This window comes from Limosilactobacillus walteri (assembly GCF_014830205.1).
GTDB lineage: Bacteria > Bacillota > Bacilli > Lactobacillales > Lactobacillaceae > Limosilactobacillus > Limosilactobacillus walteri.
In genome coordinates, this window is the sequence record NZ_QORN01000017.1 from 68528 (window position 1) to 92407 (window position 23880).

Sequence of the window (23880 nt, forward strand, 5' to 3'; positions counted from 1 at the left end):
AGCAAGCGAATATTTTCATCTTTTTTATTGTATAAATCTTGGTCGTTAATCCTTTTTATTGCTATACTAGAACCTAGTGTTAAATTTTAATCGGGTAAGGAGAGTAGCATAATGGCAGATCCATTAACAGCAATCTTTGAACAAATTAAAAAGTACAACAAAATAATTATCCACCGACACCAACGTCCTGATCCAGATGCGATTGGTTCACAAATCGGGCTTGCAGAAATTTTACGGGCATCATTTCCCTATAAGCAAATATATGTTGTCGGTAAGCATATTCCAGGCTTTGATTGGATTGGTGAGATGAACGAAGTTGATAATGATACGTTTGATGATGCCTTAGTTATTGTAACTGATACTGCTAATGCTCCACGGATAGACGATCGGCGCTTTGACAACGGAGATGAATTGATTAAAATCGATCACCACCCTAATGATGAACCTTTTGGTGATATTATGTGGGTTGAGCCTGATGCATCTAGTTGTTCAGAAATGATTTATAATTTTTACCAACGTTTTGCCCCAGATTTAACGTTGCCTAAAGCGGCAGCGCACGCACTTTATGCTGGGATTATTGGCGATACAGGACGTTTCCTTTATCCGGCAACTACCCCGCGAACAATGTTGGTAGCTGGCGCGCTAATGGCTGCAGGAGCTAATGCAGCTAAGATTAGTCAGCATGAAAATGAAATTACTTTGCCTGTAGCTCGCTTATCCGCATATGTCTATGAAAATTTAAAAATTCTGAATAATGGGGCTGCTTATGTTGTTTTAACTAACGAGATTTTAGCGGAATTTGGTTTGACTGAAGCAGGAACTTCGGCCATCGTTTCTTTGCCAGGACGGATTCGTGACGTTATAGCGTGGGCAATCTTTGTTGAGCAAGAGGATGGACACTATCGGATCCGCCTCCGTTCTAAGGGTCCGACAATTAATGAATTAGCTAAAAAGCATGATGGTGGTGGGCATCCACTTGCTAGTGGCGCTAAAGCACAAGATGAAGCGGAAATTGAGCAAGTAATTACGGAATTAGACCAGTTAACACAAGCATATGCTCGTAAAAATGAAAGGAAAATATAATGAGTAATAAAACTTTTGCTGATTTTCAGCTACAACCATATTTGCTGACAGCAATCCACGAAATAAACTTTCGTCAGCCAACGCCAGTACAACAACAAGTTATTCCTGTAATTATGGCAGGTCGCAGTGTCGTTGGACAATCAGCCACAGGTAGCGGAAAGACCCATGCCTTTTTACTACCAATTTTTTCAAAGATTAATCCGGCAGATCAAGCGGTCCAAGCGGTGATTACAACTCCTAGCCGTGAGCTGGCATACCAGATCTATAACGCTGCTAAGCAATTAAATAAACATGCTCCCCAACCGTTAACGATCCATAATTATGTAGGGGGAACTGATAAACAACATCAAGTTGAACAATTAAACCGCAAACAGCCGCAATTAGTAATCGGGACACCAGGGCGGGTATTAGATTTGATTAAGAGTCAGGCATTAGATATCCATACTGCTAACATGTTCGTTGTTGATGAGGCTGATATGACTTTAGATATGGGATTTCTCCATGAAGTTGACCAAATTGCCAGTCATTTTCCTGATGATTTACAGATGATGGTCTTTTCAGCGACAATCCCTCAAAAGTTACGACCATTTTTGAAAAAGTACATGGAAAATCCAGTTATTGAGGAAATTCCGACAGAAGCAGTAATTAATCCAGATGTTGATAATTGGTTGATGTCGACGAAGGGACAAGATCGGAACCAATTAATTTATCGATTATTAACGCTTGGTGAACCGTATCTTGCATTGGTCTTTGCTAATACAAAGGAACGGGTTATTGAATTAACACAATACTTAGAAAATCAGGGACTAAAAGTTGCGATGATTCATGGTGGCCTTGAAGCCCGCCGCCGTAAACGAACAATGCGCCAAATTAGGGACCTTGATTTTCAATACGTTGTGGCGACTGATTTGGCAGCCCGAGGAATTGATATTGATGGTGTTTCATTGGTAATAAACGATGACTTGCCTACTGACCTTGAATATTTTGTCCACCGGGTAGGCCGAACTGGACGAAATGGGATGAAAGGTACTGCGATTACCCTGTATGAGCCAGCTGAGGATGACTTAATTGCAAAATTAGAAGAACGTGGGGTTAAGTTCGTTCCCAAAGAACTTCGTGATGGGCAATTAGTAACGACTCATGATCGGAACCGGCGGAAACACTATAAACACCGGCAAAATGAACTTGATCCATCGATGAAGGGCTACGTTAAAAAGACTAAGAAAAAGGTTAAGCCGGGATATAAGAAACGAATTAAGAAGGCAATTAAAGAAGACGAGCAACAGAAACGGAAGCTTGAAGTCCGTCATAAAATCCGAAAAGCAAAGCGTGCTCGTCAACGGCAGCATCGACGTGAACGAAATTCCCGTTGATTTTAAAGTAATTGTTCGCTATAATATGACACGTTTGGGATATGCTTAATACCGAGGGAAAGTTTCAGGGACAACTGGGGTAGTGTGACAGTTGACTTTCTGGTGAGAGTGCTCCCCATTCAGACAATTTGATAATAAGACTTGGGAAAACCAAGAAATTAAAGAGGTAAACGAATTCCATCGTTGCAAGCAGAGTGGTACCGCGTCGTCCGGCGTCTCTGATCGCAATGGTGGTTTTTGTTTTAGAAAGGGCGATTTGATGAAAGAATTAAAGCAACTAAATAGTGCTCAAGTACGACGGATGTACTTGAAGTTCTTTGAAGAACATGGTCATACGATTATGCCAAGTGCATCACTAGTCCCTGTTAACGATCCAACTTTGTTATGGATTAATTCAGGGGTAGCAACAATGAAGAAGTATTTTGATGGGAAGGTTGTTCCAGACAATCCCCGTATGACTAGCTCCCAAAAGAGTATTCGGACTAACGATATTGAAAACGTTGGTAAAACTGCCCGGCACCATACGATGTTTGAAATGTTGGGGAATTTCTCGGTTGGTGACTACTTTAAAAATGAAGTTATTCCATGGGCATGGGAATTGTTAACTAGTGATGAATGGTTCGGCTTTGATCCAGAACGCCTTTATATTACCTACTACCCTAAAGATCATGATGCATATAACAGATGGCGAGAAGTAGGAGTAGCTAAGGACCACTTGATTGCTGATGAAGATAACTTCTGGGATATCGGTCAAGGTCCATCTGGTCCCGATACAGAAATTTTTTATGATCGGGGACAAGAATTTAATAATCTAGCAGATGATGACCCAGAAAACTACCCTGGCGGTGAAAATGAACGCTACTTGGAGATTTGGAATATTGTTTTCAGTCAGTTCAACCACACGCCAGAAGATACCTATGAACCGCTTCCTCATAAGAACATTGATACGGGGATGGGACTTGAACGGGTTGTTTCCATTTTTGAAAATGCACCAACAAACTTTGAAACTGACTTGTTCATGCCGCTTATTAAGCAGGCAGAAGACTTTAGTGGGACAAAGAAATATGGTGAGAACAAGGAAGACGATATTCAATTTAAGATTATCGCTGACCATATTCGGACAATTACTTTTGCAATTGGTGACGGGGCATTACCGTCAAATGTTGGTCGTGGCTACGTTATTCGCCGCTTACTACGGCGAGCCGTCGTTGCAGGAAAGAAGCTAGGAATTGATGAACCATTCTTAGCTAAGATGGTCCCAACTGTTGGTAAGATAATGGAAGATTACTATCCAGATGTCCTTAAAAATGCTGACTACATTGCTTCAGTTATTAAATCAGAAGAGGACCGTTTTAGTGCAACCTTGAATGGCGGATTAAACCTTTTGAATAATGTTATTGCTAAAGCAAAGCAAGATAATACTAATGAGATTGATGGACGGACAGCATTTAAGTTGTACGATACTTATGGTTTCCCAATTGAATTAACGAAGGAATATGCAGCCGATGAAGGGCTGACGGTAGACGAAGACGGCTTCCAAGCAGCAATGACGGAACAACAAAATCGTGCTCGAAACGCTCGTGACATGGATAATGGAATGGGTGTGCAGACGGACTTATGGACAGCTTTTAAGGATGAAAGCAAGTATGTTGGATACACTGATTTGACGGTTGATAATGCTAAGGTCATCGGTTTAGCCCATGATGGCAAGCAAGCTGACGAAGCACAGCCTGGTGATGAAAATATTGAACTGATCTTTGATGTAACACCATTCTATGCTGAAATGGGTGGTCAAGTAGCTGATACTGGTGATATTATTGACAATTATGGCAAGAAAGTAGGACGGGTTGTCGATGTTCAACATGCACCAAATCAACAAAACCTTCATCGGGTAGAATTAACAGCGCCAATTAAGAAGGGTGCTCGTTATAAGCTAGTTGTTGATCGTATTCGTCATCTTAAGATTGAAAAGAACCATACCGCAACGCACTTACTTGACCAAGCCTTACGGAATGTTTTAGGCGGCCACACCCAACAGGCAGGTTCATTAGTTGAGGAGCATTATTTGCGATTTGATTTTAACCACTTTGGTCAAGTTACTGCTAAGGACCTCCAAGCAGTTGAGCAAATGGTTAATGAACAAATTTGGAAAGAGATTCCAGTTAAAACTGTTGAAACCGATATTGACTCTGCTAAAGAAATGGGTGCCATCGCTCTTTTCTCTGATAAATATGGCGATAAGGTACGAGTTGTTAAGATTGGTGACTTTAACACAGAATTTTGTGGTGGTGACCACGTAAAGAATACTAATGAACTTGGTCTCTTTAAGATTGTATCTGAAGGAGGCGTTGGTGCTGGTGTTCGGCGGATTGAAGCAGTAACTTCCAGTGATGCCTTCAAATATCTGCAAGATCGGGATGAATTGTTAACGCAGAGTGCAGCTAGCTTAAAGGTTTCCCAGATCAAAGAAGTTCCTCACCAAGTTGAAGTATTGCAAAATGAATTAAAAGAAGCACAAAAACAAACTGAAGCTTTGCAAGCTAAAATTGCGGCTCAACAAGCTAATAATGTTTTCGCAAATGTGCAAGATACCAAGGCAGGAAGCTTGATTGCAGCCGAGGTACAAGTAGCTGGAATGGGACAATTGCGGCAACTTGCTGATACCTGGCGGACAAAAGGTCTTTCCGATGTGCTTGTTCTTGCCACAGCTAATGCTGGAAAGGCTAACCTATTAGTTGCGGTTAGCGATGACAAAGCTAAAACTGGGGTCAAGGCTGGTGAATTGATCAAAGCCATTGCTCCCGCTATTAATGGTGGCGGTGGCGGTCGACCAAATCTTGCCCAAGCAGGTGGGAAAAATCCAGCCGGCATACAAGATGCTTTGAGTCAGGCCAAAGAGTACTTAGATAAATAAATACTAAATTTTGGACTTAGTAGGTGATTCTACTAGGTCCAATTTCATATTACCGTTTACTTACAATTGACAAATGTAAATTGTGCTTTTAGTGATAATATAGTAAAATGTGTGTTTGAAGAGAATGTCTGGAGGTGACGATTGATGGCTACAAATGATAAGACGATGTTTTTTGATTTCGGTCAAGAACGTCAGGAAGATATTAACCAAACGTTAAAGACAGTCTATGAATCACTAGAAGAAAAAGGGTATAACCCAATTAATCAAATTGTCGGCTACCTTTTATCTGGTGACCCTGCATATATTCCACGCTTAAATAATGCACGTAACTTGATTCGTCAACATGAACGCGATGAAATAATCGAGGAGCTTGTGCGGTCATACCTAAAGAATAATGGTGAAGCTAAATGAGATTAATGGGATTAGATGTTGGATCTAAGACAGTCGGTATTTCAGTCAGCGATCCTCTAGGATGGACAGCTCAAGCAGTTGAGATTATTCCAATTGATGAGGAAAATGAGGTTTTTGGCATTGAACGTGTAGCAGAACTAGTAGAAAAAGAACAAGTTGCTGGTTTTGTAATTGGGCTTCCTAAGAATATGAATAATACTGAAGGTCCTCGAGTTGAGGCTTCTCAACATTACGGTGAGTTGCTACAACAACGTTTTCCAGATATTCCAATTGACTTTCAAGATGAACGTTTAACGACGGTAGAAGCACATCGAATGCTTGTTGAAGAGGCAGATATTTCACGTGCCAAACAAAAAAAGGTAATTGATGAGGTAGCAGCGACATTTATTTTACAAAGTTATTTAGACCGGCATGGACGGCTTGTCGCTAAACTAAAATGAGGAATTAATATGAGCAAACAACAAGAAAATAACGAAAATATGATTACGTTAATTGATGAAAATGGCAATGAACAATTATTCAAAGAATTGTTTACATTTGACTCAGATGATTATGGTAAATCATACATTTTTATCTACCCTGCAGAACAAGAAAACGATGAATCCGTTGATATTCAAGCCTACATCGTTGCTGATAATGAAGATGGCGATGGACAAGACCTTGTTCCAATCGAAGATGACAAAGAATGGGACATGGTTGAAGAAGTATTAAATACTTTCCTTGATAACGATGGTAACTTTAAAGCTTAACAATAATCGTTGGAAACCGCTTAGGCAGGATAATTAAATTATTAACAAAAGGGAGCTGTGGACATGGTGTCGCAGTCCCTTTTATTTACTAATAAAGGAAAGGGAATACGGGAATGATTTTAACAACCTTTATTATTCTTATCTTAATTGGCTGTTTTGTTAATGGTCACCGACGAGGATTATTGACGATGGTTTTAATGTTAGGAACATATATTATTGCTTGGCTAGTTGCACGACAGGGAACCCAACTCGTTGGCAGTTGGTTAAAATCTTTATTACCTAGCATTGGGGATGAAGCGACTTTTTCAGCTAATTTATTAGCAGATGTGAATAGTAATTTGTTCTTTTATAACGGGATTGCTTTCATGATAATTTTTACGATTGTGTCAATTCTTTGCCATTGGGGAATTCGCCAGCTAAACTGGATAAAGAAAATTCCAGTAATAGGAACTGTTGATAAATTAGCAGGTGGTGTTATTTCATTTTTAATTGGTTATTTGATTATATTTGTCGTCTTGATTGTTATGCAGTTATGGCCTGCAGGCTGGTGGCAGATGCAAATGGCAACCTCGGAGTTAGCACAGCTTATTATTAACCAGACTCCAGGGCTGGCACATTTAATGATTGATACTCTAATTCAAGGAGGATAAAATGAATCATAAAATTTTAGAAACGCTAGAATTTGACCGAATTAAGGGACAATTAGCTCCCTACCTTGTTTCAGCAGCTGGTCAGCGAGAGTTACAACACCTTGTACCTCAAACTGACCCGCAAAAAGTACAGGGGCTCTTAACTGAAACTACAGACGGAGCAGATATTTTAAGGTTAGAAGACGGAATTCCGATCCCTCAACTTGCTGATATTAAACCGCAATTAAAACGGCTCAAGATTAAAGCAAGTTTAAATGGGACTGAATTAGCACAGATCGCAAAAGTCCTTCAAACAAGTATGAGTGTCAAAAACTTTTTTGACCAAATGCGGGAAAAGAAGATTAAATTACGCGTATTAAATGATCAGGTAGATCAATTGGTAACTATCCCTTCAATTACCCAACGCCTAGTTCGGTCAATTGATCCAGATGGACGAATAAATGATGAAGCATCAGCTAAGCTACATGGAATTCGCCAATTAATTGCGCAAACCGAAAATGCAATTCATCAACAAATGGAACAATATACGCGTGGCAAAAGTGCCAAGTATTTAAGCGAACCGATTGTAACAATGCGTAATGATCGCTATGTTATTCCAGTAGTCGCTCGGTATCGAAATAAATTCGGTGGAGTTGTTCATGACCAAAGTGCTAGTGGGCAGACCTTATATATTGAGCCAGCGGCAGTTGTAGAGACTAATAATCGTTTGCGGCAGGCACAAATTGAAGAGCGCCAAGAAATGCGCCGGGTTTTAATTGAATTATCACAGATGATTACTCCATACCGCCATGATATTGGCCAAAATGAAGCTATTTTAGGTCATTTAGATTTTATTAATGCTAAGGCACGGTGGGCGCATGATATTAAAGCGACTTTACCTAAGATTGATAACGAAAATCATGTTATGTTACGGAAGGCGCGCCACCCGTTAATTGATTCGCGGCGGGTTGTTACAAATGATATTGAAATTGGCGAAGACTACCAGGCTATTATTATTACGGGACCAAATACTGGTGGGAAGACAATTACGCTTAAAACCTTAGGAATTATTCAACTAATGGGTCAATCAGGATTATTTATTCCGGCAGAAGAAGGCAGCACAATTGGGGTGTTTGATAATGTATTTGCTGATATCGGTGACGAACAATCACTAGAGCAGAATCTTAGTACCTTTTCTGGTCATATGGATGGGGTAAAAACGATCCTTGAACGAATTACAGAGCGAAGTTTGGTACTATTAGATGAGTTAGGAGCAGGAACTGACCCTAAAGAAGGGGCAGCCCTAGCAATGGCAATTCTCGATGAAATTGGTAGAAAAGGAGCAATGGTCGTAATCACTACGCACTATCCAGAGCTAAAAGTTTATGGTTATGATCGTGCTAAAACAATTAATGCTAGTATGGAATTTGATCAGGAGACTTTACAACCAACATATAAACTCCTGTTAGGAATCCCGGGTCGTTCAAATGGGTTAGAAATTGCCCGTCGTCTAGGAATCAATCCACAAATTATTGATGAAGCCCAGTCACTAGTAAGTGATGATAGCCAAGACCTCAATAATATGATTGGTGATTTGGTCGCGCAACGTAGAAAAGCTCGTGAAGAAAGCGAACGCTTAGAAAAATTGTTGGCTACTAATCAGCAAACTCAACGTGAACTTGATGAAAAGCTTGGCCGGTTCAATGAACAACGCGAAAAGTTATATGAGCAGGCCCGTTCAAAAGCCAACCACCAAGTATCGATGGCAAAGAAAAAGGCGGATCGAATAATCCACCATTTACGTCAACTTGAGATTCAACAAGGACAAAATGTTAAAGAAAACGAATTAATTGATGCGCAGGGACAGCTTAATGCCCTCCATCAAGATAATCCACGTTTACAACATAACTCAGTCTTACAACGCGCGAAACAGAAGCATGACTTGCATAAAGGAGATGCTGTGCTAGTTAAGTCATATGGACAATATGGAGAATTGTTAGCTAAACGAGGAAACCATAAGTGGGAAGTTCAGATTGGCATTCTCAAGATGGAAATTGATGAGAATAATCTTGAAAAGGTAGCTAAAAAAGATCTGCCGCGTGAAAAAGATGCTCGTCGTCGCCCACGGGCTGCTGTCCATACAACACAAACCAGGCAAACATCGGCTCGGCTGGATCTTCGTGGTCACCGCTATGAACAAGCAATGAGTGAACTAAGTAATTTTATCGATCATGCTCTTTTGAATAACCTTTCAACCGTCACGATTATTCACGGAAAGGGAACGGGGGCCTTACGAAAGGGAACTCAGCAGTATCTGCAAAGCAATCCGCGTGTTAAATCATTCTCATATGCAGCCCCTAATGCTGGTGGAGATGGTGCAACAATTGTTAATTTATAATCACTTACTATAAAAAAGTAAGCAAACTAAATGACATCTAATAATTGTTTTGTTAGAATAACGGTAAGAAGTAATTAAGGAGGAATAGAAAATGGCAGTAAATGTAACTACAGACCAAACTTTTGAACAAGATACCGCGACTGGTGTTACTTTAACTGATTTTTGGGCAACATGGTGTGGCCCTTGTCGGATGCAATCACCAGTTGTTGATGCATTATCTGAGAAGATGCCTAATGTAAAATTCTTTAAGTTAGATGTTGATGAAAATCCTGAAACAGCACAAAAGTTTAGGATTATGAGTATTCCAACGTTAATGATTAAGAAGGATGGCGAAGTTGTAGATCAAGTAGTGGGCTATCATGGTGAGGAGCAACTAAAGCAGATCTTACAACAATATGTTGACTAATAAAATTAATAATTAAAACAAACGGGAGCGTGACAGAAGTCATTTGTAACTTCGTCTTTACGCCCCGCAAGCACAAAGAGGGCTCTAGTGTTCGGCTTTTCCGAACATTAGAGCCCTCTTGCGTACTGCGTTATAGTAACTATATTGAAGCATTATGTCACAGCTCCTCTTAAATACCTGATTTTATTTTTTATCCTTCTTTTTTCGCTTTAGTATTGAATGCCGCGGCTCTTTTTTAGGAGCATCTTCTTCGTCAGAACGGTCCAGGCTAATAAAGGTTACCATTTCTGAACGTTCATTATCCGCAGTATTTTGCGGATCGTTTTGAACTAAGATATCAACATAATCACGATGACGATCAAATATCTTTGCCTCAGCAACTGTTCCTAATTGAAATTCAATTTCTTGAGCGAGAAATCCGCACTCTAGTCCAAAGGAGGTTTCTTCTTCATCTCGTTGAATTCTTTCTTTGACAATTACTCCCGATAAGCGCCATAGTTGAGTAGTATTACTCTTTTTACGTAATACTAACCGTCCAAAGCCAAGTTGATTTGTTAAATATACTAGGTCTGCAGAAGTCGCTACTGGGTATACGCGAGCAAGGTCTTTGCCAATCCAATATAGCATCTCATCTGTCTCCTTGCCGAGAATTGCAGGGAGGATAACATCGCGCATTGTTCCTGTTGCTAATCCCTGATGACCTGCTAATAACTGGTTATACAATTTCTGACTCATAATCAACTCGCTCCTTTTTAACAATCATTATTATTATACTTAAAAATCATGATCTTAATAGTGGTAAACCTGAAAAACTTGCAAAATATTGAATAGAAACGGATAATATAGTTTCAAAGCTTTAAACGTTTTAATAAATTAATGAGGTGTAAAAAATGGATAAGCGACCAATTGGTATAATGGATTCAGGACTAGGCGGACTATCTGTAGCCCGTGTACTTCGTGACCAGTTGCCCCATGAATCGATCGTGTTTGTCGGTGATCAGGGACACTTTCCATACGGAGTTAAAACTAGAAAAGAAATTCAACAATTAGCTTTACGAATTGGTACTTTTCTTTTAACCCATGATATTAAGCTAATGATTATTGCTTGTAATACTGCTACTGCCGCAGCACTTCAACTTTTGCAAGAAAAACTACCCATTCCAGTAATTGGAGTTATTGAACCGGGAGCAATAGCAGCGACTAGGCATAATTACCAAACAATTGGTGTTATTGGAACTGAATCAACAATCAAGAATAATGCGTACAAAAAGGTATTAGATCAGATTGATCCAACGCTCAAAGTGATTAGTCATGCGACCCAGCCGCTTGTATCGATTGTTGAACATGGTCAGACTGGCACGGTCCTTGCGCAAGAAACGGTAAATAAAGAACTACATATTTTTGATAGTCAATCAATCCAAGCCTTAATTTTGGGATGCACTCATTTTCCGTTTTTAGCAAAAGAAATTGCTAATAAGCTTGGGGAAAATGTGCAACTGATTGATCCGGCCTATGAAACGGTTCGGCAAGCAAAAGAATTTTTGACTAAGCAAGGATTGTTAAGTGATGTTGGGACGCCAACAGTTGAATTATATTCAACTGGTAAAATTGCAGACTTGATTGTGGGGGCCAAAAAATGGCTGCCTAATGGTTATACCAAATGCGAACATATCCAATTAAGTGAGGAGGCTTAAAATGAAGACAATTGTAATTGCAACTAAAAATGCGGGTAAAGCACGGGAATATCGGAAAATGCTTACCCCACAAGGAATTGAAATTAAGACCCTTGCCGACTTTCCACCAATTAACATTAATGAAAATGGTAAGACATTTGAGGAAAATGCGACGATTAAGGCAATGACTGTAGCTAAGCAGCTACAACTACCGGTAATGGCAGATGATTCAGGATTAGTTGTTGATGCTTTAGATGGTGCGCCAGGGGTTTATTCGGCAAGGTATGCAGGGGATCATGATGATGCGGCGAATAATGCAAAACTTCTGCAAAAATTGACTGGTGTTCCCAGTGAGCAAAGGACCGCACATTTTCATACAACCATTGTAGCGGTGAAGCCTAATGGGACCAAGTTAGTGGCTGATGGACGAGTTGATGGTCATATTCTCCATCAATTAACAGGTGAAAATGGTTTTGGGTACGATCCGCTTTTTTATGTTGATGAACTCCAAAAGTCCATGGCAGAGTTAACTGCGGATCAAAAAAACCAAATAAGTCATCGAGGAAAAGCATTGCGGGCGTTTATGCGAAATTTTAACGATTGGTGGTAATTTCATGAAAATCCTTGTTGTGAGTGATAATCATCGTGAAGCAAAGATACTAACAGATATTATCCAGCAGGTAGGAGACAAAGTTGACTTGATGATTCATTGCGGTGATTCTGAATTAATGCCTGATGAAAAGCCGATGGATAGCTTTAAAGCAGTAAAAGGGAATAATGATTATCGTCTTCCGTATCCTCCTGAATTGACAGTAAATCAGGGACAGGAACATATTTATGTCACCCATGGGCATATGCAACGGGTGAATTTTTCGCTTACCCCGTTGATGCTTACCGGTGAGGAAAAAGGGGCGTCAATTATTTGTTATGGTCACACTCATCAATTAGGAGTAGCTTACGATCATAAGATGTTGATTGTGAATCCGGGCAGTATCAGTTTTCCTCGAGGTGAATATGCAGGAATTGGTGGTACATTTGCAATAATTGAAGCACGACCAACCCGGTTTATTGTTGATTTTTACAATCGGCAAATAGAGTTATTATCCCAGTTACATCGTGAATTTAATCGTCAGAAATAAAGGGAGTGTATTTTTGTGATTGATCAGCGATTACGGACCTTACTGTTGAAAAACAAGAACAAATTTATGATTCCAGCAAGTTTAGTGGCAACGGTAAATCAGAATAATAGTTTAGATCATGCTTTTTTAGTTCTAACCAAAGATCGCTATGCCAAGATTATTGTTGTAGATAATAAGAACCATTACTGTGGTCAAATTTCTTTGGCAATGATTACAGATCAGTTACTAGAAACGCAACGAATCAATGTTAATCGACTTCATGATTTGACGGTGGCAGATGTTATGCAAACTGATACACCTGTTATTACTGATCCTGCTGATATTGAAGAAGATTTGCATTTACTGATTGATCAGTCATTCTTGCCAGTAGTGGACAACGATAATTACTTTTGTGGGATTGTTACACGACGAGAAATATTAAAGGCGGTAAATTTTACAGTTCATACATTTGGAAAATAAGTAAAAAGGATGATTGCCGTTAAAAATGATCGGCAATCATCCTTTTTATTTAGTGGTTATTTTTGATTAATGCATTAATTGTTTGCAACACGCCATCATGATTATTGTCGTTTTGTGTTATATGCGCAGCCTGCATTTTAATAATTGAGTGTGCGTTTCTCATTGCATAACTTTGTGTGGTCATAGCAAGCATACCGAGATCATTTTCATTATCCCCAAAAGTGACGATTTCATTTGTACGTAGTTTAAAATGATGTTGTAAAATTGACAGGGCATTTTGCTTAGTGGCAGCTGCATTTCCAATCAAGTCGGTATTAAACCCAGAATTTTCCATAATTAATGAAGGTGGCAAATAACCATCTAAGGTTGCGGCAACATTTTTGAGATCGATATGATTAGCAAAATTAATTGATATTTTTGTAAATTTTTCAGAGGGTCGTTGTAAGAAAATTTTACGAATATCAGGAATTCGTTCTACTTGTTCATAAAAAAGTTTGACAATTTCAAAATCACGCGCGCTCATTCCTTGATCAACATAAGACTTTTCACTAGTTGAAATTACTAGTTGGTTAATGTCATTGGGGCCATAAAACCGGTCAAGAATATGAATAACACGTGCCAAAGCTTCTTGATTAATAGAAAACGACTTAAATAGCTGATTGCCGAGATGGATAACTGAACCGTTTTGGGAAATAAAAATCATCTTATTAACATAATCCTTAAATTCACGTTGTAGGCGCGGAAAACTTGAACCGCTTGCGGCAACAAAGTAAACATTATGCCGTTCAAGTTGGCGAAAGACCTTATCAAATAGTGGATGATTATAAGTGTGATCGTCACGTAAGAAGGTCCCATCCATATCTGTAGCAATTAACTTAATGCTCATTGATCATTCCCTCCCATGCAATTGGAATGTTGTTTGTACGTAATTCTTTGAGATAGGCGGCTAAAAAGTGGCTAGCGACAGTTGACTGTTCACCACTGGTCGCAGTTATTGTGACCCGGAATACTAATGAACCATCTGGTGTAACTACTGGCCCAACAATAACTGGTTTTAGTTGAAGTGCCTTTGTCTGTGGTACTAATTTTTTATTGACCTGAGTAATAATTTGTTCCACCTTGTTTAGTGGGGTTTTAGAGGTAATATGGATGTCAATATTAGTAACCATATTATTACGGGAAAGATTCTGAACAATGGTAATGTTACGATTAGGAATGTAGTTAAGGGTTCCGTCTGAGCTTGTGACCTGCGTGGTTCGGATCCCAAGGGCTGTCACAGTTCCCTTAATTTGACCAATTTGGACGGTATCACCGACATCTAATTGTTGTTCCAGGAGAATAAAAAAGCCGGTTACGATATCGCTAACAAGACTTTGCGCCCCCAGCCCTAGTGCTAAACTAAAGATTCCAGCCCCAGCAATTAAGGTACCAACCGGAACGCCAATTTCAGATAAAATTGCGTATAAAAGAAAAAAGTAACAGGTATAGCGGTAAATATTTAATACAAGGGTCCTTACCGTTGCCATTCGATTGCTGTTTTTAAGGACATTATATTTTTTCGACTCTTGGAATAAATGAACAATAATGACTCGACCAAGCCATAGAATAAGCAAAAATAATACAAAGGTGATAATAATTAGCAAAAACTTGCTTAGGATTTGTTGCGAAATTTCATGCCAAGATAAATCAGTAAAGGCTTTTTTTACTTGTTCCATTTGTTTTGATGTAAATGAAGTTGCACCAATAATCATAGCTTACCTCCTAAAAAATACTAATAAATATTCTAACAGGGAAAGCAAGCTTCTGTCGACTACACTAAATTGTTGTTTTTCGTTATTTTATGATATTCTTAGTATTGATAAGTAATTTCGAAATCAAAGGAGGGATTGTCAGATGACTTTTGGCCAACTAGCGGGGTTGATTGCGGCAATCGCATTTTTAATCTTAGTCATTTTTGCATGTATCCTGTTGAACCACTTAAGTAAGACAATGAAAGAAACAAATAAGAGTATTACCACTTTAACGCGTGATATTCATTATCTTAGTCAGGAAATGGAAGATGTATTAAGTAACACGAATACGTTATTGGATGATATTAATCATAAATCAGAGCAATTAGATCCTGCTGTCAAGGCAGTTGCTGATGTTAGTCGAAGTGTATCCGAGGTAAACGATTCACTTCAGGAAATGGCAGAGAAGGTTCGTATGCGGCGTGAAAAACGGCAATTTGATCGTGGGATTTTTAAATTTGCCGGGAAAACAATTGTTTTAGAAGCGTTTAACAAATTAAGACAACACCGTAAGCAGAAGAAAGGAATGACAAATAATGAGTAAAAAATTACTTGCTGGAATGTTATTAGGTGGTGCAGCTACATATGCTGCATGGAAGAATATGGCACCAGCCAAAAAAGCAGCTTTGAAGCAAAGTATTGATGAAAAATTTAATAAGGTTGCTGATTATGTAACTGATTATACTTTAGACGCATTAGACGTTGTGGATGACTTAGTAAGCGACTCTAAACTTAATGATAAGGTCAACGGTGCTGCTGATGCTGTTAATAATGTTACTGGAAAAGTTAAAGATGGCGCCAACAAGGTTGTTAACCGAATGACAAATGACGATTTTGATAAAAAAACTGCTGATATTCGTGAAAAATTAGCGAAGGATAAGGAAACGGCAGAAAACAATAATGACATTATTATTGATGCAACAAGCGACCAAGATGAAGTTGTAACGGATAATGATAATGCCGATAAAGAAAAGACAGAAGAAAAATAAGCAGTAAAGGGGCAGTGACATAAGGCTCCGCTACTGTTAAAAATGCTACAGTACACAAAGGGGGTTCTAGTATTCGGAAAAGCCGAATGCTAGAACCCCTTTTTATTACTAGTTAGGGAAAGTTAGCAATTCTTTAGTTGTATGAGTAAATGGTTCACAACCGTTATCTGTAATATGAACACAGTCTTCAATTCGTACGCCAGCAAAGCCCGGAATGTATATACCAGGCTCAATTGAAAAACACATACCAGGTTGTAATTCTAATGTATTCCCCTCCATAATTGATGGAAATTCGTGTTCACTACTACCCATTCCGTGACCTAAACGATGAATGAAGTACTTGCCATATCCGGCATTAGTAATAATATCACGGGCAACTTTATCCAATTCTTCAGCGGTTATTCCTGGCTTAGCAGCATCTTGAGCAGCAAGTTGGGCTTCTAAGCAAACTTTATAAATATCTTTTTGTTTATCGTCTAAGCTTCCGACAGCAATTGTTCGCGATGCATCACTAATGTAGCCATCAACGATTGTTCCAAGATCAAAAAGTACGAGCTGATGATTTTTAATCTTATTATCACTTGTTGCCCCGTGAGGTTCAGCCGCGTGTGGGCCAGCTTGGACAAGCGTATCAAAGCTCATTTTATTGATGCCATGCTGTTTGAGGGCATACTCGAGGTCAGCGGCAATTTCCTGTTCTGTTTTACCTATTTGAACAGCTTCAAAACCAACTTTAAACGCAAAGTCAGCCCACTTTCCCGCTTCGTTTAATTTTGCTATTTCATCAGGGCTTTTGATCATTCGCATCTGAGCAATAAGCGGTGAAAGGTCAGTATTGAATCGTGCATTTGGAAGAACTGATTCAAGTGCACGTAGGCGGTCGACTGTTAGTGATTCACCTTCAATCCCCCAGTTAACAGGGGTACCGGCATGATGGTGAACATAATCAGCAATCATTGCAAAGGGATTTTCGTGATCAAGGTAACCATATACTGGATATGACCAACCAGTATCCTTAATTGCTTCGACCTCAAGAGCAGGAGCAATTAAAAAAGGCTCACTATTATCAAATAGCACTAAGGCAAGTACTCTTTCAACTGGATCACTATAAAAACCGGTTAAATAGTTAATAGTCATTGGGTCGCTGATATAGGCAGCATCGAGGCCTTTATCATTAAGTGCTGCTTGCAATTGATCAAGTTTTGTCATTGCGTTCACTTCCTTAAAAAGATTGCGAATATTATATCATATTGTTATAAAAACAAAAAAATAAGTGGGAACGTTTGCCAATTGCGGGCAAATCTGCTATATTAACTAGGTTATGAAAAGTTATGAAAACAGATTATAGCAATGAAGAAAGGGCTATCTTATGGAAAAACAATCAGTAACAATTTATACGGTTGCTCGAGAGGCTCGTGTTTCAATGGCTACAGTTTCACGAGTAGTAAATGGCAATCCAAATGTAAAGCCAGAAACTAGGCAAAAAGTATTAGATGTAATCAAGCAATTAAATTATCGACCAAATGCAGTTGCGCGGGGGCTTGCATCGAAAAAGACGACAACAGTCGGGGTAGTTATCCCTAGTATTACTGATCCTTACTTTGCTGAATTAGCATTGGGGATTGATGACGTTGCATCGATGTATAAATACAATATTATTTTAACTAATTCTGATTCCGATGATGAGAAGATTTTAAAGGTTGTTCGGAATTTACTTGCCAAGCAAGTTGATGGGATTATTTTTATGGGCCACGATGTTTCTGATGAATTACGCAATGAATTTGAAAGCACCAATACTCCAGTAGTTGTTGCAGGATCAATTGCTAATGATGAGAATTTACCAAGTGTCCGAATTGATTATCGTGCTGCCGCCAAAGAAGCAACAGAATTTCTACTTGGGCATGGTGATCAACAGGTAGGATATATTACCGGTCCGCTACGTTATTCAATTAATGGTGAAGACCGTCTTGACGGTTATAAGAATGCGTTGGCCGATCATGATGTTAAATTTGATCAGTCATTAGTTATTGAAACAGATGGTTCATATCAAGCAGGTTATGCTAAGACAAAAGAAATTATAGAAAAGGGCCTTAAAGCCGCATATGTTACCGATGACAGCTTGGCAGCCGGCTTGCTTAATGGATTAACAGATGCGGGAGTAAATGTTCCAGCCGACTTTGAAATTGTATCGTCAAACGATACTAACTACACTAAGCTTGTTCGGCCGATGTTAACGTCAATTACCCAACCTCTTTATGATATTGGTGCTATTTCAATGCGGTTGCTAACAAAACTGATGGATGGTGATGATAATAATGATGATGAAAAGAATGTTATCTTAGACCATGGTTTTGTTGAGCGGAACTCGACTCGTAAGTAGGTTGTGATTAGCTGTGACAACCCGTAGTGAATTACGAGCACAACGTGAAGAGGAGAATATACCGCCTACTTCACCATCCGAAGCAAATCACTCCCCTCAGCATCATATTATTTTCCGTTTATGGGGAATTGTTTGCTTGATTGTATTATCATTAGCATTATTAATTAATTCAACGTTGCTAAACGCGAATTTTGTGAAAGGCGAGATTACTAATTCGTCATTAGAATCAGTAATGCTAAATCAGGTTAACAGTACTTTAACGCAATATGGAATTTCAACGTCAATTTTAAAAAAGAGTGATACGGATAAATTAATTACACAAGCTGTTGATCAAGTATATGCTGGCGAAAAGATAAACTTAGATTTAACACCAGTAATAAATAGTGTTAATGCTTCTGTTAATTCGCAGTTAGCGCAATATGGATTATCAACTTCGATGCTTCCTGCTGGCGGTACTTCAGCTGTCGCAAATAATGTTAATTCAATGGTTAACAGTCAGCTTAATACCCCGGAAGTTACTCAGCTTATTGCAGGAATAAAGATTGCTAAAACGGTTGTTAAGATTTTACTAGTCATTAGTCTGATTTGTTTAGTTATACTAATAGTTAAAAGTATTTGGCAACATCATGCGATTGCAAGTTTTAGTTGGATATGTTTAATTGGTGGAATTCTTTATTCAGGAGTTTTACTGGCTATTCATGGAACTGCGCTTCAAGTTGGACAGCAACAACCTGATTTCAGTCCGTTTATTACGCAAGTAGCCGATGCGTTTCAGCAACGGGGATTTAATTATTCTTTCTTGATGATTGGTCTTGGAATTCTTCTGCTTCTTTTGCGAGTTGGAATAAGAAAATGGCAAGAACGCCATTGACCTTGAATTAAGGATAAATATTTGCTAAAATTTATCTGTTTGTATTACATTAATAAAGAAAAGAGGAGTCAGTAATGTCAGGACATTCAAAATGGCATAACATTCAGGGACGTAAGAACGCCCAAGATGCTAAGCGTGGTAAGATTTTTCAAAAGATTTCACGTGATTTGTACCAAGCAGCTAAAGCAGGTGATCCTGATCCAGCGAACAACGCTCAATTACGGCTTGTGATCGATAAGGCACACGCGGCCAACATGCCTAAGAAAAACATTGACCGTGCTATTGCCAAGGCTTCAGGTATTGGTGGAGCTAAGTTCGAAGAAGTTACTTACGAAGGTTACGCTCCAGGTGGTGTAGCTGTAATGGTTTCTGCTCTTACCGATAATAAGAATCGGACAGCATCTGCTGTTCGTTCAGCTTTCAGTCATTCTGGAGGTTCTTTGGGTGCTAGTGGATCAGTTTCATATATGTTTGATCGTAAGGGATTAATCGAAGTCCTTCGTGATGGCCTTGATAAGAGTGAAGATGATATGTTAATGGATGCTTTAGATGCAGGAGCTGAAGATATGAAAGCTACTGATGAAAAGTTCCAAATCTTCACTGATCCAAGTAACATGACAGCAGTTCGTGATGCCCTTCAAGAACAAGGATATGAATTAGATACTGCAGAAGTTACAATGATCCCTCAAAATCGGACTGAAGTACCAGCTGATAAGGCCAAGCAATACCGTCACTTAATTGATGAATTAACAGAAAATGATGATGTTGCTGATATTTATGAAACTGGTATTTTGCCAGATGACGATGATGAAGAATAATTAAATATTTAATATTATAGTTAGGTTTTATCCTACTAGCCTATAAAGGTTCAAAGCATTATTAAATTAGTGCTTTGAGCCTTTTTTTCGTTTAAAAATTATTATTTTTAAAATTTATTTAGTGCATTTCCATTTTTTATACGTATTTAAATAATAGGGAGGTTAAAAAATGACAAGTTTTGCAGAACAGTTAACAATAGTTATTAAGGAAAATGCAAGTGATTTATATATCTTGCCAAGAGAGAATGGTTACCAGTTATTAATGGCCAAGAAAGGACAAATTGTTATTTTACGGAAGATATCAGAAGAATATGGACAGCATTTTATTTCGTATTTAAAATATCGTGCTGACATGGCCGTTAGTGAGCATCGTCGCCCACAATTAGGAGCTTTTAACCTTGTTTGCGAAGGGCGAAAAGTGAATTTAAGGTTATCAACGGTTGGCGACTATCAAGGCAGAGAATCATTAGTTGTTCGTTTTATTTACCAAGTTATTGACACGCAATTTAATTTTTTAGTTCCCCGACATTGGGAAGTGCTAAAAAATTGTTGCCAACAAAGGGGGCTGATCTTATTTGCTGGACCAATGGGGGCGGGGAAGACTACAACAATGTATCAACTTGCGCGAGCAATGCTTCCTGATAAAGTTGTGCTAACGATTGAAGACCCTGTTGAGATAGAAGAACCGGGCTTTATTCAATTGCAAGTGAATGATTTAGCAGGGATGAATTATCAGAGTTTACTGAAGGTTGGATTACGCCATCGACCGAATATTTTTATTGTGGGCGAGATTCGTGATGCGCAAACAGCAGCGATGACTATCCAAGCAGCTTTAAGCGGACATTTAGTTTTAGGAACAATTCATGCTCAAAATGCAGGAGGCGTTATTGCCCGCTTACGACAACTAGGGGTGGACCGTTATTATCTTCAGCAAGTGTTAACAGCAATCTCTTATCAACGCCTACTCCCCTTAAGAAATGGAGAGCAGGCAATTTTATGTGATTTGTTATATCAAGAATATTTAATAAACAGCATTATGAATAACGGAGAAAGAGGAATGTCAGATGAATGGACAAAAAATCTTAAAAGTGCAGTGGCAAAAGGAAAAATTACCTCTGAAGTTGCGGAAGAGTTCAGAAAGGGCTAATCTCAGCCATCATCAACAGGCAGCACTATTTTTACTGTTAGCTGATTTATTGGCGGTTGGTTTTTCAATTCGTCATGCACTAAATTTTATTGGAACAGTGAAACCTAAAATGTTGCCATGGGTTACTTGTATTGACCAACGGATGAAAAATGGTACTAATTTTGCGCAGAGTCTAAGAAAGGAGGTTAAGGCAGATTTATATTATCAGTTACTATTAGCTGAAAAGCACGGTAATCTAACACAAACGTTAACAGAAGTAGGAAAATTAATGACAGCGCAAGAAAAACAACGAAAAAAATTATTAGGACTGCTTCAATATCCGTTAATTTTATTAATAATGTTAGCTGTTGTAATAAGCTGTTTGGTCTTGTTTATATTTCCTGAATTGAAGATGTGGCAAGAAACTAATAATTCTCCTGCCTTCTTAAAATGGGCAAGTTTATCAGGCAGTTATTTATTTGCCTTATTTTTTATTTTGGGGCTTTGTCAGTGGTGGCATTGGCAAAAAATGTCCAAAGAACAAAAGTTAATAAAGATTTGTAAGATGCCAATTATTGGAAAATGTTATTGCTACTATTATCAATATTATTTGACAAGTATTTTAGGAATGATGGTTAAAGAAGGGATGTCACTTGCTGAAATTTGTCAGCTTACGCAAGAGTTTCATCGGGATTCAATATTATATATTTTTGGGAAAAAGGCAATCAATATTCTTCAACAAGGAGGAAACCTTGCTAATGTTATTGTTGATTATCCTTTTTTGCCTAATGAACTAATTATATTTATGAATAAGGGGATGACTCTTGAGAAAATAGGCCAAGATTTGACGATCTTTGCGCAGTTGCAGTTTAAGACTTTAACAAATTCAATTGAACGGTTATTGATATATGTCCAACCGATTATTTTTAGTGTTATTGCAATAGTAATTGTTTGCCTGTATTTAAGCATCTTATTGCCAATATATCACTCATTTCAAGGAGTTTATTGATGAAAGTTTTAAAAAGAAAACAATCTGGATTTACGTTATTAGAAATGTCAATTGTGTTATTTATTATTAGCTTATTAGTGCTAATAATGCTGCCAAATTTATCACAACAGCGCAAGCATGCTAATGTCATTCACGGCAAAGCGATGGTTTCGGTGATTCAAACACAGATTGATGCTTATGAGAATGAAAATGGTACGGACAATGTTGGACTTGATGAATTAAAAAATGCTAATTACTTAACAGCAGCTCAAGTTCAACAAGCTCATCGTGAAAGAATAGTAATTGTCGATGGAAAGGCAATCCAACGATGATTAGGAGAAAAGGGTTTACTTTTCTTGAAACAATAATTGTTCTAGGAATAGCTGCGCTGATTTTAACTATTACAATTCCACCATTTACGAGAAGCCAACAGATAATGATGGAAGAACGTTTTTGGCGATTGTTTCGTCGTGAATGGCGTCAAGCACAATTACGGGCTGAAATTGACCAGCAACTTACGATAATTAGATATAACAAGGTAGGAGGTACAATTTATTTTCGCTGGAGTAATGGATGTAATGAAGTAGTTATTCCCGCTACACTAAGAGTGGTTTCTTTTGGTGAAGTTGTAATATCACCAACTGGTTATACTAAGGCCCGTACACAGGTCTTCCAATCGAATATAAACCATCATTTATTTTTGATGAAAATTCAATTAGCATGGGGAGGTTATCGAATTGAAGAAAAAAACTCAGGAAGCATTTATGATGGCTGAGGGTTTAACAGCTATGATCGTTATTGCTTTAGGAGTTAACCTATTTTTTGCTTGTGAACAGCAATTACAATATCAATATCAAAACAGCCTGCAAAAGCTAGCTGCGATTCGTCTTGGCAAAGAAGTAAGCGATTTATATGCTATTAAAAGAGAAAAAGTATCCTTAACGAGGGATGGGATGATTGCCAAAGCTAGTTCGCAAGGAGTAATCATCTATTATAAGGGTAAGCGTCTATGGCAGGTAATAAGTTAAAAAAGGCGGCATTTACATTGGTTGAAGGAATTTGTGCGCTAATAATCACTTCGCTTGTAGTTAGTAATATTAGTTTAACGATGACCAGTGTAAAAAAGGCTAATTGCATAGATTTAGATTCAACAATTAATTGGTATTTATTTATTCAAGAGTTAGAATCGTCAAGCCATCGTTTTGCAGTGGTTCAAGTTCAAAAACGTCATTTATTTTTATATAGTCAAACGGCCCACCGTAATTATGAATTAAAAGGAAGTACTACTTTATTTTTAACATGTGTTCGTAGCGGTGGCTATTTACCCTTGCTCGATAATATAAAAGCCCATCACTATTCTTTTACGCAATTGGATTCACAAAGGGTTTTAATAGAGGTGGAGAGGACAAATGGAAAAAAGGAAAATACAATTGTTAAATTTTATCCAGCACCAACGCATTAGAAAAGACGGATACGTTTTGTTGGCCAGCATTGCGATGCTCTTTATTATCAGCTCAGTCCTTTTATACCAGTACCGTTATTACTGCGAAAGCCGACAATTAGAAAATGAACTGTCTCAAATTTATTTAATCAAGATAAAGAATAATCTTAGGTAGACCAATAAGAGTGTTGCCTTGAATTTAGTATGAAGAATAGTTAAACTAGTAAGGTAATGATTGTATTA

Annotated in this window: 28 protein-coding genes; 24 read left to right on the top strand and 4 right to left on the bottom strand. The window is 38.3% G+C overall.

The window, feature by feature from the left end; genetic code table 11:
- The first annotated feature begins 111 nt into the window (after window positions 1–111).
- The 9 genes from DTK66_RS04705 (at window position 112) to trxA (ending at window position 9963) form a co-directional block, all read left to right on the top strand.
- A complete protein-coding gene (locus DTK66_RS04705; protein WP_153931253.1) occupies window positions 112–1083 on the top strand; it encodes a DHH family phosphoesterase in 972 nt (323 codons plus the stop codon).
- A complete protein-coding gene (locus DTK66_RS04710) occupies window positions 1083–2456 on the top strand; it encodes a DEAD/DEAH box helicase (RefSeq protein WP_153931252.1) in 1374 nt (457 codons plus the stop codon). The genes DTK66_RS04705 and DTK66_RS04710 overlap by 1 nt, the downstream gene beginning before the upstream one ends.
- 259 nt (window positions 2457–2715) lie before the next feature.
- Window positions 2716–5370 carry an alanine--tRNA ligase gene (gene alaS, locus DTK66_RS04715; RefSeq protein ID WP_191667929.1) on the top strand — a complete coding sequence of 885 codons (2655 nt, stop codon included), beginning with the start codon at window positions 2716–2718 and terminating at the stop codon, window positions 5368–5370.
- A gap of 144 nt (window positions 5371–5514) precedes the next feature.
- Complete coding sequence (locus DTK66_RS04720; RefSeq protein ID WP_153931250.1) at window positions 5515–5781, top strand: IreB family regulatory phosphoprotein; 267 nt, start codon at window positions 5515–5517, stop codon at window positions 5779–5781.
- A complete protein-coding gene (ruvX, locus tag DTK66_RS04725; protein ID WP_153931249.1) occupies window positions 5778–6221 on the top strand; it encodes a Holliday junction resolvase RuvX in 444 nt (147 codons plus the stop codon). The genes DTK66_RS04720 and ruvX overlap by 4 nt, the downstream gene beginning before the upstream one ends.
- Window positions 6222–6230: 9 nt before the next feature.
- The gene (locus DTK66_RS04730; protein ID WP_153931248.1) at window positions 6231–6530 is read left to right on the top strand and encodes a DUF1292 domain-containing protein; all 300 of its coding nucleotides are present in this window, start codon (window positions 6231–6233) and stop codon (window positions 6528–6530) included.
- 113 nt (window positions 6531–6643) lie between these two features.
- A complete protein-coding gene (locus DTK66_RS04735) occupies window positions 6644–7180 on the top strand; it encodes a CvpA family protein (RefSeq protein WP_153931247.1) in 537 nt (178 codons plus the stop codon).
- A gap of 1 nt (window position 7181) precedes the next feature.
- Window positions 7182–9557: an endonuclease MutS2 gene (locus tag DTK66_RS04740; protein ID WP_191667930.1), complete on the top strand. Its 2376-nt coding sequence runs from the start codon at window positions 7182–7184 to the stop codon at window positions 9555–9557.
- Window positions 9558–9648: 91 nt separating this feature from the next.
- Window positions 9649–9963, top strand: coding sequence for a thioredoxin (gene trxA, locus DTK66_RS04745; RefSeq protein ID WP_153931245.1), 315 nt, complete (start codon window positions 9649–9651; stop codon window positions 9961–9963).
- 183 nt (window positions 9964–10146) lie between these two features.
- Here the strand turns inward: trxA and DTK66_RS04750 are convergent, their stop codons facing one another.
- On the bottom strand, window positions 10147–10698 hold the full coding sequence (locus DTK66_RS04750; RefSeq protein ID WP_191667931.1) for a YslB family protein: 552 nt from the start codon (window positions 10696–10698) through the stop codon (window positions 10147–10149).
- Between the two features lie 155 nt (window positions 10699–10853).
- Between DTK66_RS04750 and murI the strand changes: the two genes are divergently transcribed.
- From murI to cbpB, 4 genes are read left to right on the top strand one after another with little or no spacing between them, the layout of a single operon-like run.
- Window positions 10854–11657: a glutamate racemase gene (murI, locus tag DTK66_RS04755; protein ID WP_191667932.1), complete on the top strand. Its 804-nt coding sequence runs from the start codon at window positions 10854–10856 to the stop codon at window positions 11655–11657.
- A 1-nt stretch (window position 11658) separates the two neighbouring features.
- Window positions 11659–12246 carry an XTP/dITP diphosphatase gene (locus tag DTK66_RS04760; protein WP_153931242.1) on the top strand — a complete coding sequence of 196 codons (588 nt, stop codon included), beginning with the start codon at window positions 11659–11661 and terminating at the stop codon, window positions 12244–12246.
- Between the two features lie 4 nt (window positions 12247–12250).
- Window positions 12251–12775 (top strand): YfcE family phosphodiesterase, encoded by a 525-nt coding sequence (locus DTK66_RS04765; protein WP_191667933.1) that lies wholly within the window; start codon window positions 12251–12253, stop codon window positions 12773–12775.
- A 15-nt stretch (window positions 12776–12790) separates the two neighbouring features.
- Complete coding sequence (cbpB, locus tag DTK66_RS04770) at window positions 12791–13234, top strand: cyclic-di-AMP-binding protein CbpB (protein ID WP_191667934.1); 444 nt, start codon at window positions 12791–12793, stop codon at window positions 13232–13234.
- Window positions 13235–13283: 49 nt separating this feature from the next.
- Here the strand turns inward: cbpB and DTK66_RS04775 are convergent, their stop codons facing one another.
- Together DTK66_RS04775 and DTK66_RS04780 are read right to left on the bottom strand one after the other, a co-directional pair.
- Entirely contained in the window at window positions 13284–14120 is an 837-nt protein-coding gene (locus DTK66_RS04775; RefSeq protein ID WP_191667935.1) for an HAD-IIB family hydrolase, read from the bottom strand.
- Window positions 14110–14985 carry a mechanosensitive ion channel family protein gene (locus tag DTK66_RS04780; protein ID WP_153931239.1) on the bottom strand — a complete coding sequence of 292 codons (876 nt, stop codon included), beginning with the start codon at window positions 14983–14985 and terminating at the stop codon, window positions 14110–14112. Before DTK66_RS04780 ends, DTK66_RS04775 begins: the two co-directional genes overlap by 11 nt.
- A gap of 142 nt (window positions 14986–15127) precedes the next feature.
- On the opposite strand from DTK66_RS04780, the gene DTK66_RS04785 reads away from it, so the two are divergent.
- Window positions 15128–15568: a DUF948 domain-containing protein gene (locus tag DTK66_RS04785; protein ID WP_153931238.1), complete on the top strand. Its 441-nt coding sequence runs from the start codon at window positions 15128–15130 to the stop codon at window positions 15566–15568.
- Window positions 15561–16013, top strand: coding sequence for a hypothetical protein (locus DTK66_RS04790; protein WP_191667936.1), 453 nt, complete (start codon window positions 15561–15563; stop codon window positions 16011–16013). The genes DTK66_RS04785 and DTK66_RS04790 overlap by 8 nt, the downstream gene beginning before the upstream one ends.
- A 108-nt stretch (window positions 16014–16121) precedes the next feature.
- On the opposite strand, the gene DTK66_RS04795 is transcribed toward DTK66_RS04790, so the two are convergent.
- On the bottom strand, window positions 16122–17222 hold the full coding sequence (locus tag DTK66_RS04795) for a M24 family metallopeptidase (RefSeq protein WP_191667937.1): 1101 nt from the start codon (window positions 17220–17222) through the stop codon (window positions 16122–16124).
- Window positions 17223–17382: 160 nt separating this feature from the next.
- On the opposite strand from DTK66_RS04795, the gene ccpA reads away from it, so the two are divergent.
- The 9 genes from ccpA (at window position 17383) to DTK66_RS04840 (ending at window position 23658) form a co-directional block, all read left to right on the top strand.
- The gene (ccpA, locus tag DTK66_RS04800; RefSeq protein WP_153931322.1) at window positions 17383–18393 is read left to right on the top strand and encodes a catabolite control protein A; all 1011 of its coding nucleotides are present in this window, start codon (window positions 17383–17385) and stop codon (window positions 18391–18393) included.
- 13 nt (window positions 18394–18406) lie between these two features.
- Window positions 18407–19264, top strand: a complete 858-nt coding sequence (locus DTK66_RS04805; protein WP_191667938.1) for a hypothetical protein — start codon at window positions 18407–18409, stop codon at window positions 19262–19264.
- A 74-nt stretch (window positions 19265–19338) separates the two neighbouring features.
- Window positions 19339–20082, top strand: a complete 744-nt coding sequence (locus DTK66_RS04810; protein WP_153931321.1) for a YebC/PmpR family DNA-binding transcriptional regulator — start codon at window positions 19339–19341, stop codon at window positions 20080–20082.
- Between the two features lie 169 nt (window positions 20083–20251).
- A complete protein-coding gene (gene comGA, locus DTK66_RS04815; RefSeq protein WP_153931320.1) occupies window positions 20252–21229 on the top strand; it encodes a competence type IV pilus ATPase ComGA in 978 nt (325 codons plus the stop codon).
- Complete coding sequence (locus tag DTK66_RS04820) at window positions 21147–22217, top strand: type II secretion system F family protein (RefSeq protein ID WP_153931319.1); 1071 nt, start codon at window positions 21147–21149, stop codon at window positions 22215–22217. The genes comGA and DTK66_RS04820 overlap by 83 nt, the downstream gene beginning before the upstream one ends.
- The gene (gene comGC / locus DTK66_RS04825) at window positions 22217–22528 is read left to right on the top strand and encodes a competence type IV pilus major pilin ComGC (RefSeq protein ID WP_153931318.1); all 312 of its coding nucleotides are present in this window, start codon (window positions 22217–22219) and stop codon (window positions 22526–22528) included. Before DTK66_RS04820 ends, comGC begins: the two co-directional genes overlap by 1 nt.
- A complete protein-coding gene (locus tag DTK66_RS04830; protein ID WP_191667939.1) occupies window positions 22525–22971 on the top strand; it encodes a type II secretion system protein in 447 nt (148 codons plus the stop codon). Before comGC ends, DTK66_RS04830 begins: the two co-directional genes overlap by 4 nt.
- Complete coding sequence (locus tag DTK66_RS04835) at window positions 22934–23224, top strand: hypothetical protein (RefSeq protein WP_225208995.1); 291 nt, start codon at window positions 22934–22936, stop codon at window positions 23222–23224. Before DTK66_RS04830 ends, DTK66_RS04835 begins: the two co-directional genes overlap by 38 nt.
- Window positions 23206–23658 (top strand): ComGF family competence protein, encoded by a 453-nt coding sequence (locus DTK66_RS04840; protein ID WP_191667940.1) that lies wholly within the window; start codon window positions 23206–23208, stop codon window positions 23656–23658. Before DTK66_RS04835 ends, DTK66_RS04840 begins: the two co-directional genes overlap by 19 nt.
- Window positions 23659–23880 lie beyond the last annotated feature (222 nt).

What these genes read in the sequence shown, in the direction of transcription:
- DTK66_RS04795 (WP_191667937.1), bottom strand. Translation starts at nt 17,222, where the DNA reads ATGACAAAACTTGATCAATTGCAAGCAGCACTTAATGATAAAGGCCTC.
- DTK66_RS04810 (WP_153931321.1), top strand. Translation starts at nt 19,339, where the DNA reads ATGTCAGGACATTCAAAATGGCATAACATTCAGGGACGTAAGAACGCC.
- DTK66_RS04735 (WP_153931247.1), top strand. Translation starts at nt 6,644, where the DNA reads ATGATTTTAACAACCTTTATTATTCTTATCTTAATTGGCTGTTTTGTT.
- DTK66_RS04720 (WP_153931250.1), top strand. Translation starts at nt 5,515, where the DNA reads ATGGCTACAAATGATAAGACGATGTTTTTTGATTTCGGTCAAGAACGT.
- alaS (WP_191667929.1), top strand. Translation starts at nt 2,716, where the DNA reads ATGAAAGAATTAAAGCAACTAAATAGTGCTCAAGTACGACGGATGTAC.
- trxA (WP_153931245.1), top strand. Translation starts at nt 9,649, where the DNA reads ATGGCAGTAAATGTAACTACAGACCAAACTTTTGAACAAGATACCGCG.
- DTK66_RS04760 (WP_153931242.1), top strand. Translation starts at nt 11,659, where the DNA reads ATGAAGACAATTGTAATTGCAACTAAAAATGCGGGTAAAGCACGGGAA.
- DTK66_RS04775 (WP_191667935.1), bottom strand. Translation starts at nt 14,120, where the DNA reads ATGAGCATTAAGTTAATTGCTACAGATATGGATGGGACCTTCTTACGT.
- DTK66_RS04790 (WP_191667936.1), top strand. Translation starts at nt 15,561, where the DNA reads ATGAGTAAAAAATTACTTGCTGGAATGTTATTAGGTGGTGCAGCTACA.
- DTK66_RS04710 (WP_153931252.1), top strand. Translation starts at nt 1,083, where the DNA reads ATGAGTAATAAAACTTTTGCTGATTTTCAGCTACAACCATATTTGCTG.
- DTK66_RS04780 (WP_153931239.1), bottom strand. Translation starts at nt 14,985, where the DNA reads ATGATTATTGGTGCAACTTCATTTACATCAAAACAAATGGAACAAGTA.
- DTK66_RS04750 (WP_191667931.1), bottom strand. Translation starts at nt 10,698, where the DNA reads ATGAGTCAGAAATTGTATAACCAGTTATTAGCAGGTCATCAGGGATTA.
- ccpA (WP_153931322.1), top strand. Translation starts at nt 17,383, where the DNA reads ATGGAAAAACAATCAGTAACAATTTATACGGTTGCTCGAGAGGCTCGT.
- DTK66_RS04740 (WP_191667930.1), top strand. Translation starts at nt 7,182, where the DNA reads ATGAATCATAAAATTTTAGAAACGCTAGAATTTGACCGAATTAAGGGA.
- murI (WP_191667932.1), top strand. Translation starts at nt 10,854, where the DNA reads ATGGATAAGCGACCAATTGGTATAATGGATTCAGGACTAGGCGGACTA.
- comGA (WP_153931320.1), top strand. Translation starts at nt 20,252, where the DNA reads ATGACAAGTTTTGCAGAACAGTTAACAATAGTTATTAAGGAAAATGCA.
- DTK66_RS04840 (WP_191667940.1), top strand. Translation starts at nt 23,206, where the DNA reads ATGGCAGGTAATAAGTTAAAAAAGGCGGCATTTACATTGGTTGAAGGA.
- ruvX (WP_153931249.1), top strand. Translation starts at nt 5,778, where the DNA reads ATGAGATTAATGGGATTAGATGTTGGATCTAAGACAGTCGGTATTTCA.
- DTK66_RS04730 (WP_153931248.1), top strand. Translation starts at nt 6,231, where the DNA reads ATGAGCAAACAACAAGAAAATAACGAAAATATGATTACGTTAATTGAT.
- DTK66_RS04765 (WP_191667933.1), top strand. Translation starts at nt 12,251, where the DNA reads ATGAAAATCCTTGTTGTGAGTGATAATCATCGTGAAGCAAAGATACTA.
- comGC (WP_153931318.1), top strand. Translation starts at nt 22,217, where the DNA reads ATGAAAGTTTTAAAAAGAAAACAATCTGGATTTACGTTATTAGAAATG.
- DTK66_RS04820 (WP_153931319.1), top strand. Translation starts at nt 21,147, where the DNA reads ATGAATGGACAAAAAATCTTAAAAGTGCAGTGGCAAAAGGAAAAATTA.
- DTK66_RS04785 (WP_153931238.1), top strand. Translation starts at nt 15,128, where the DNA reads ATGACTTTTGGCCAACTAGCGGGGTTGATTGCGGCAATCGCATTTTTA.
- DTK66_RS04830 (WP_191667939.1), top strand. Translation starts at nt 22,525, where the DNA reads ATGATTAGGAGAAAAGGGTTTACTTTTCTTGAAACAATAATTGTTCTA.
- DTK66_RS04705 (WP_153931253.1), top strand. Translation starts at nt 112, where the DNA reads ATGGCAGATCCATTAACAGCAATCTTTGAACAAATTAAAAAGTACAAC.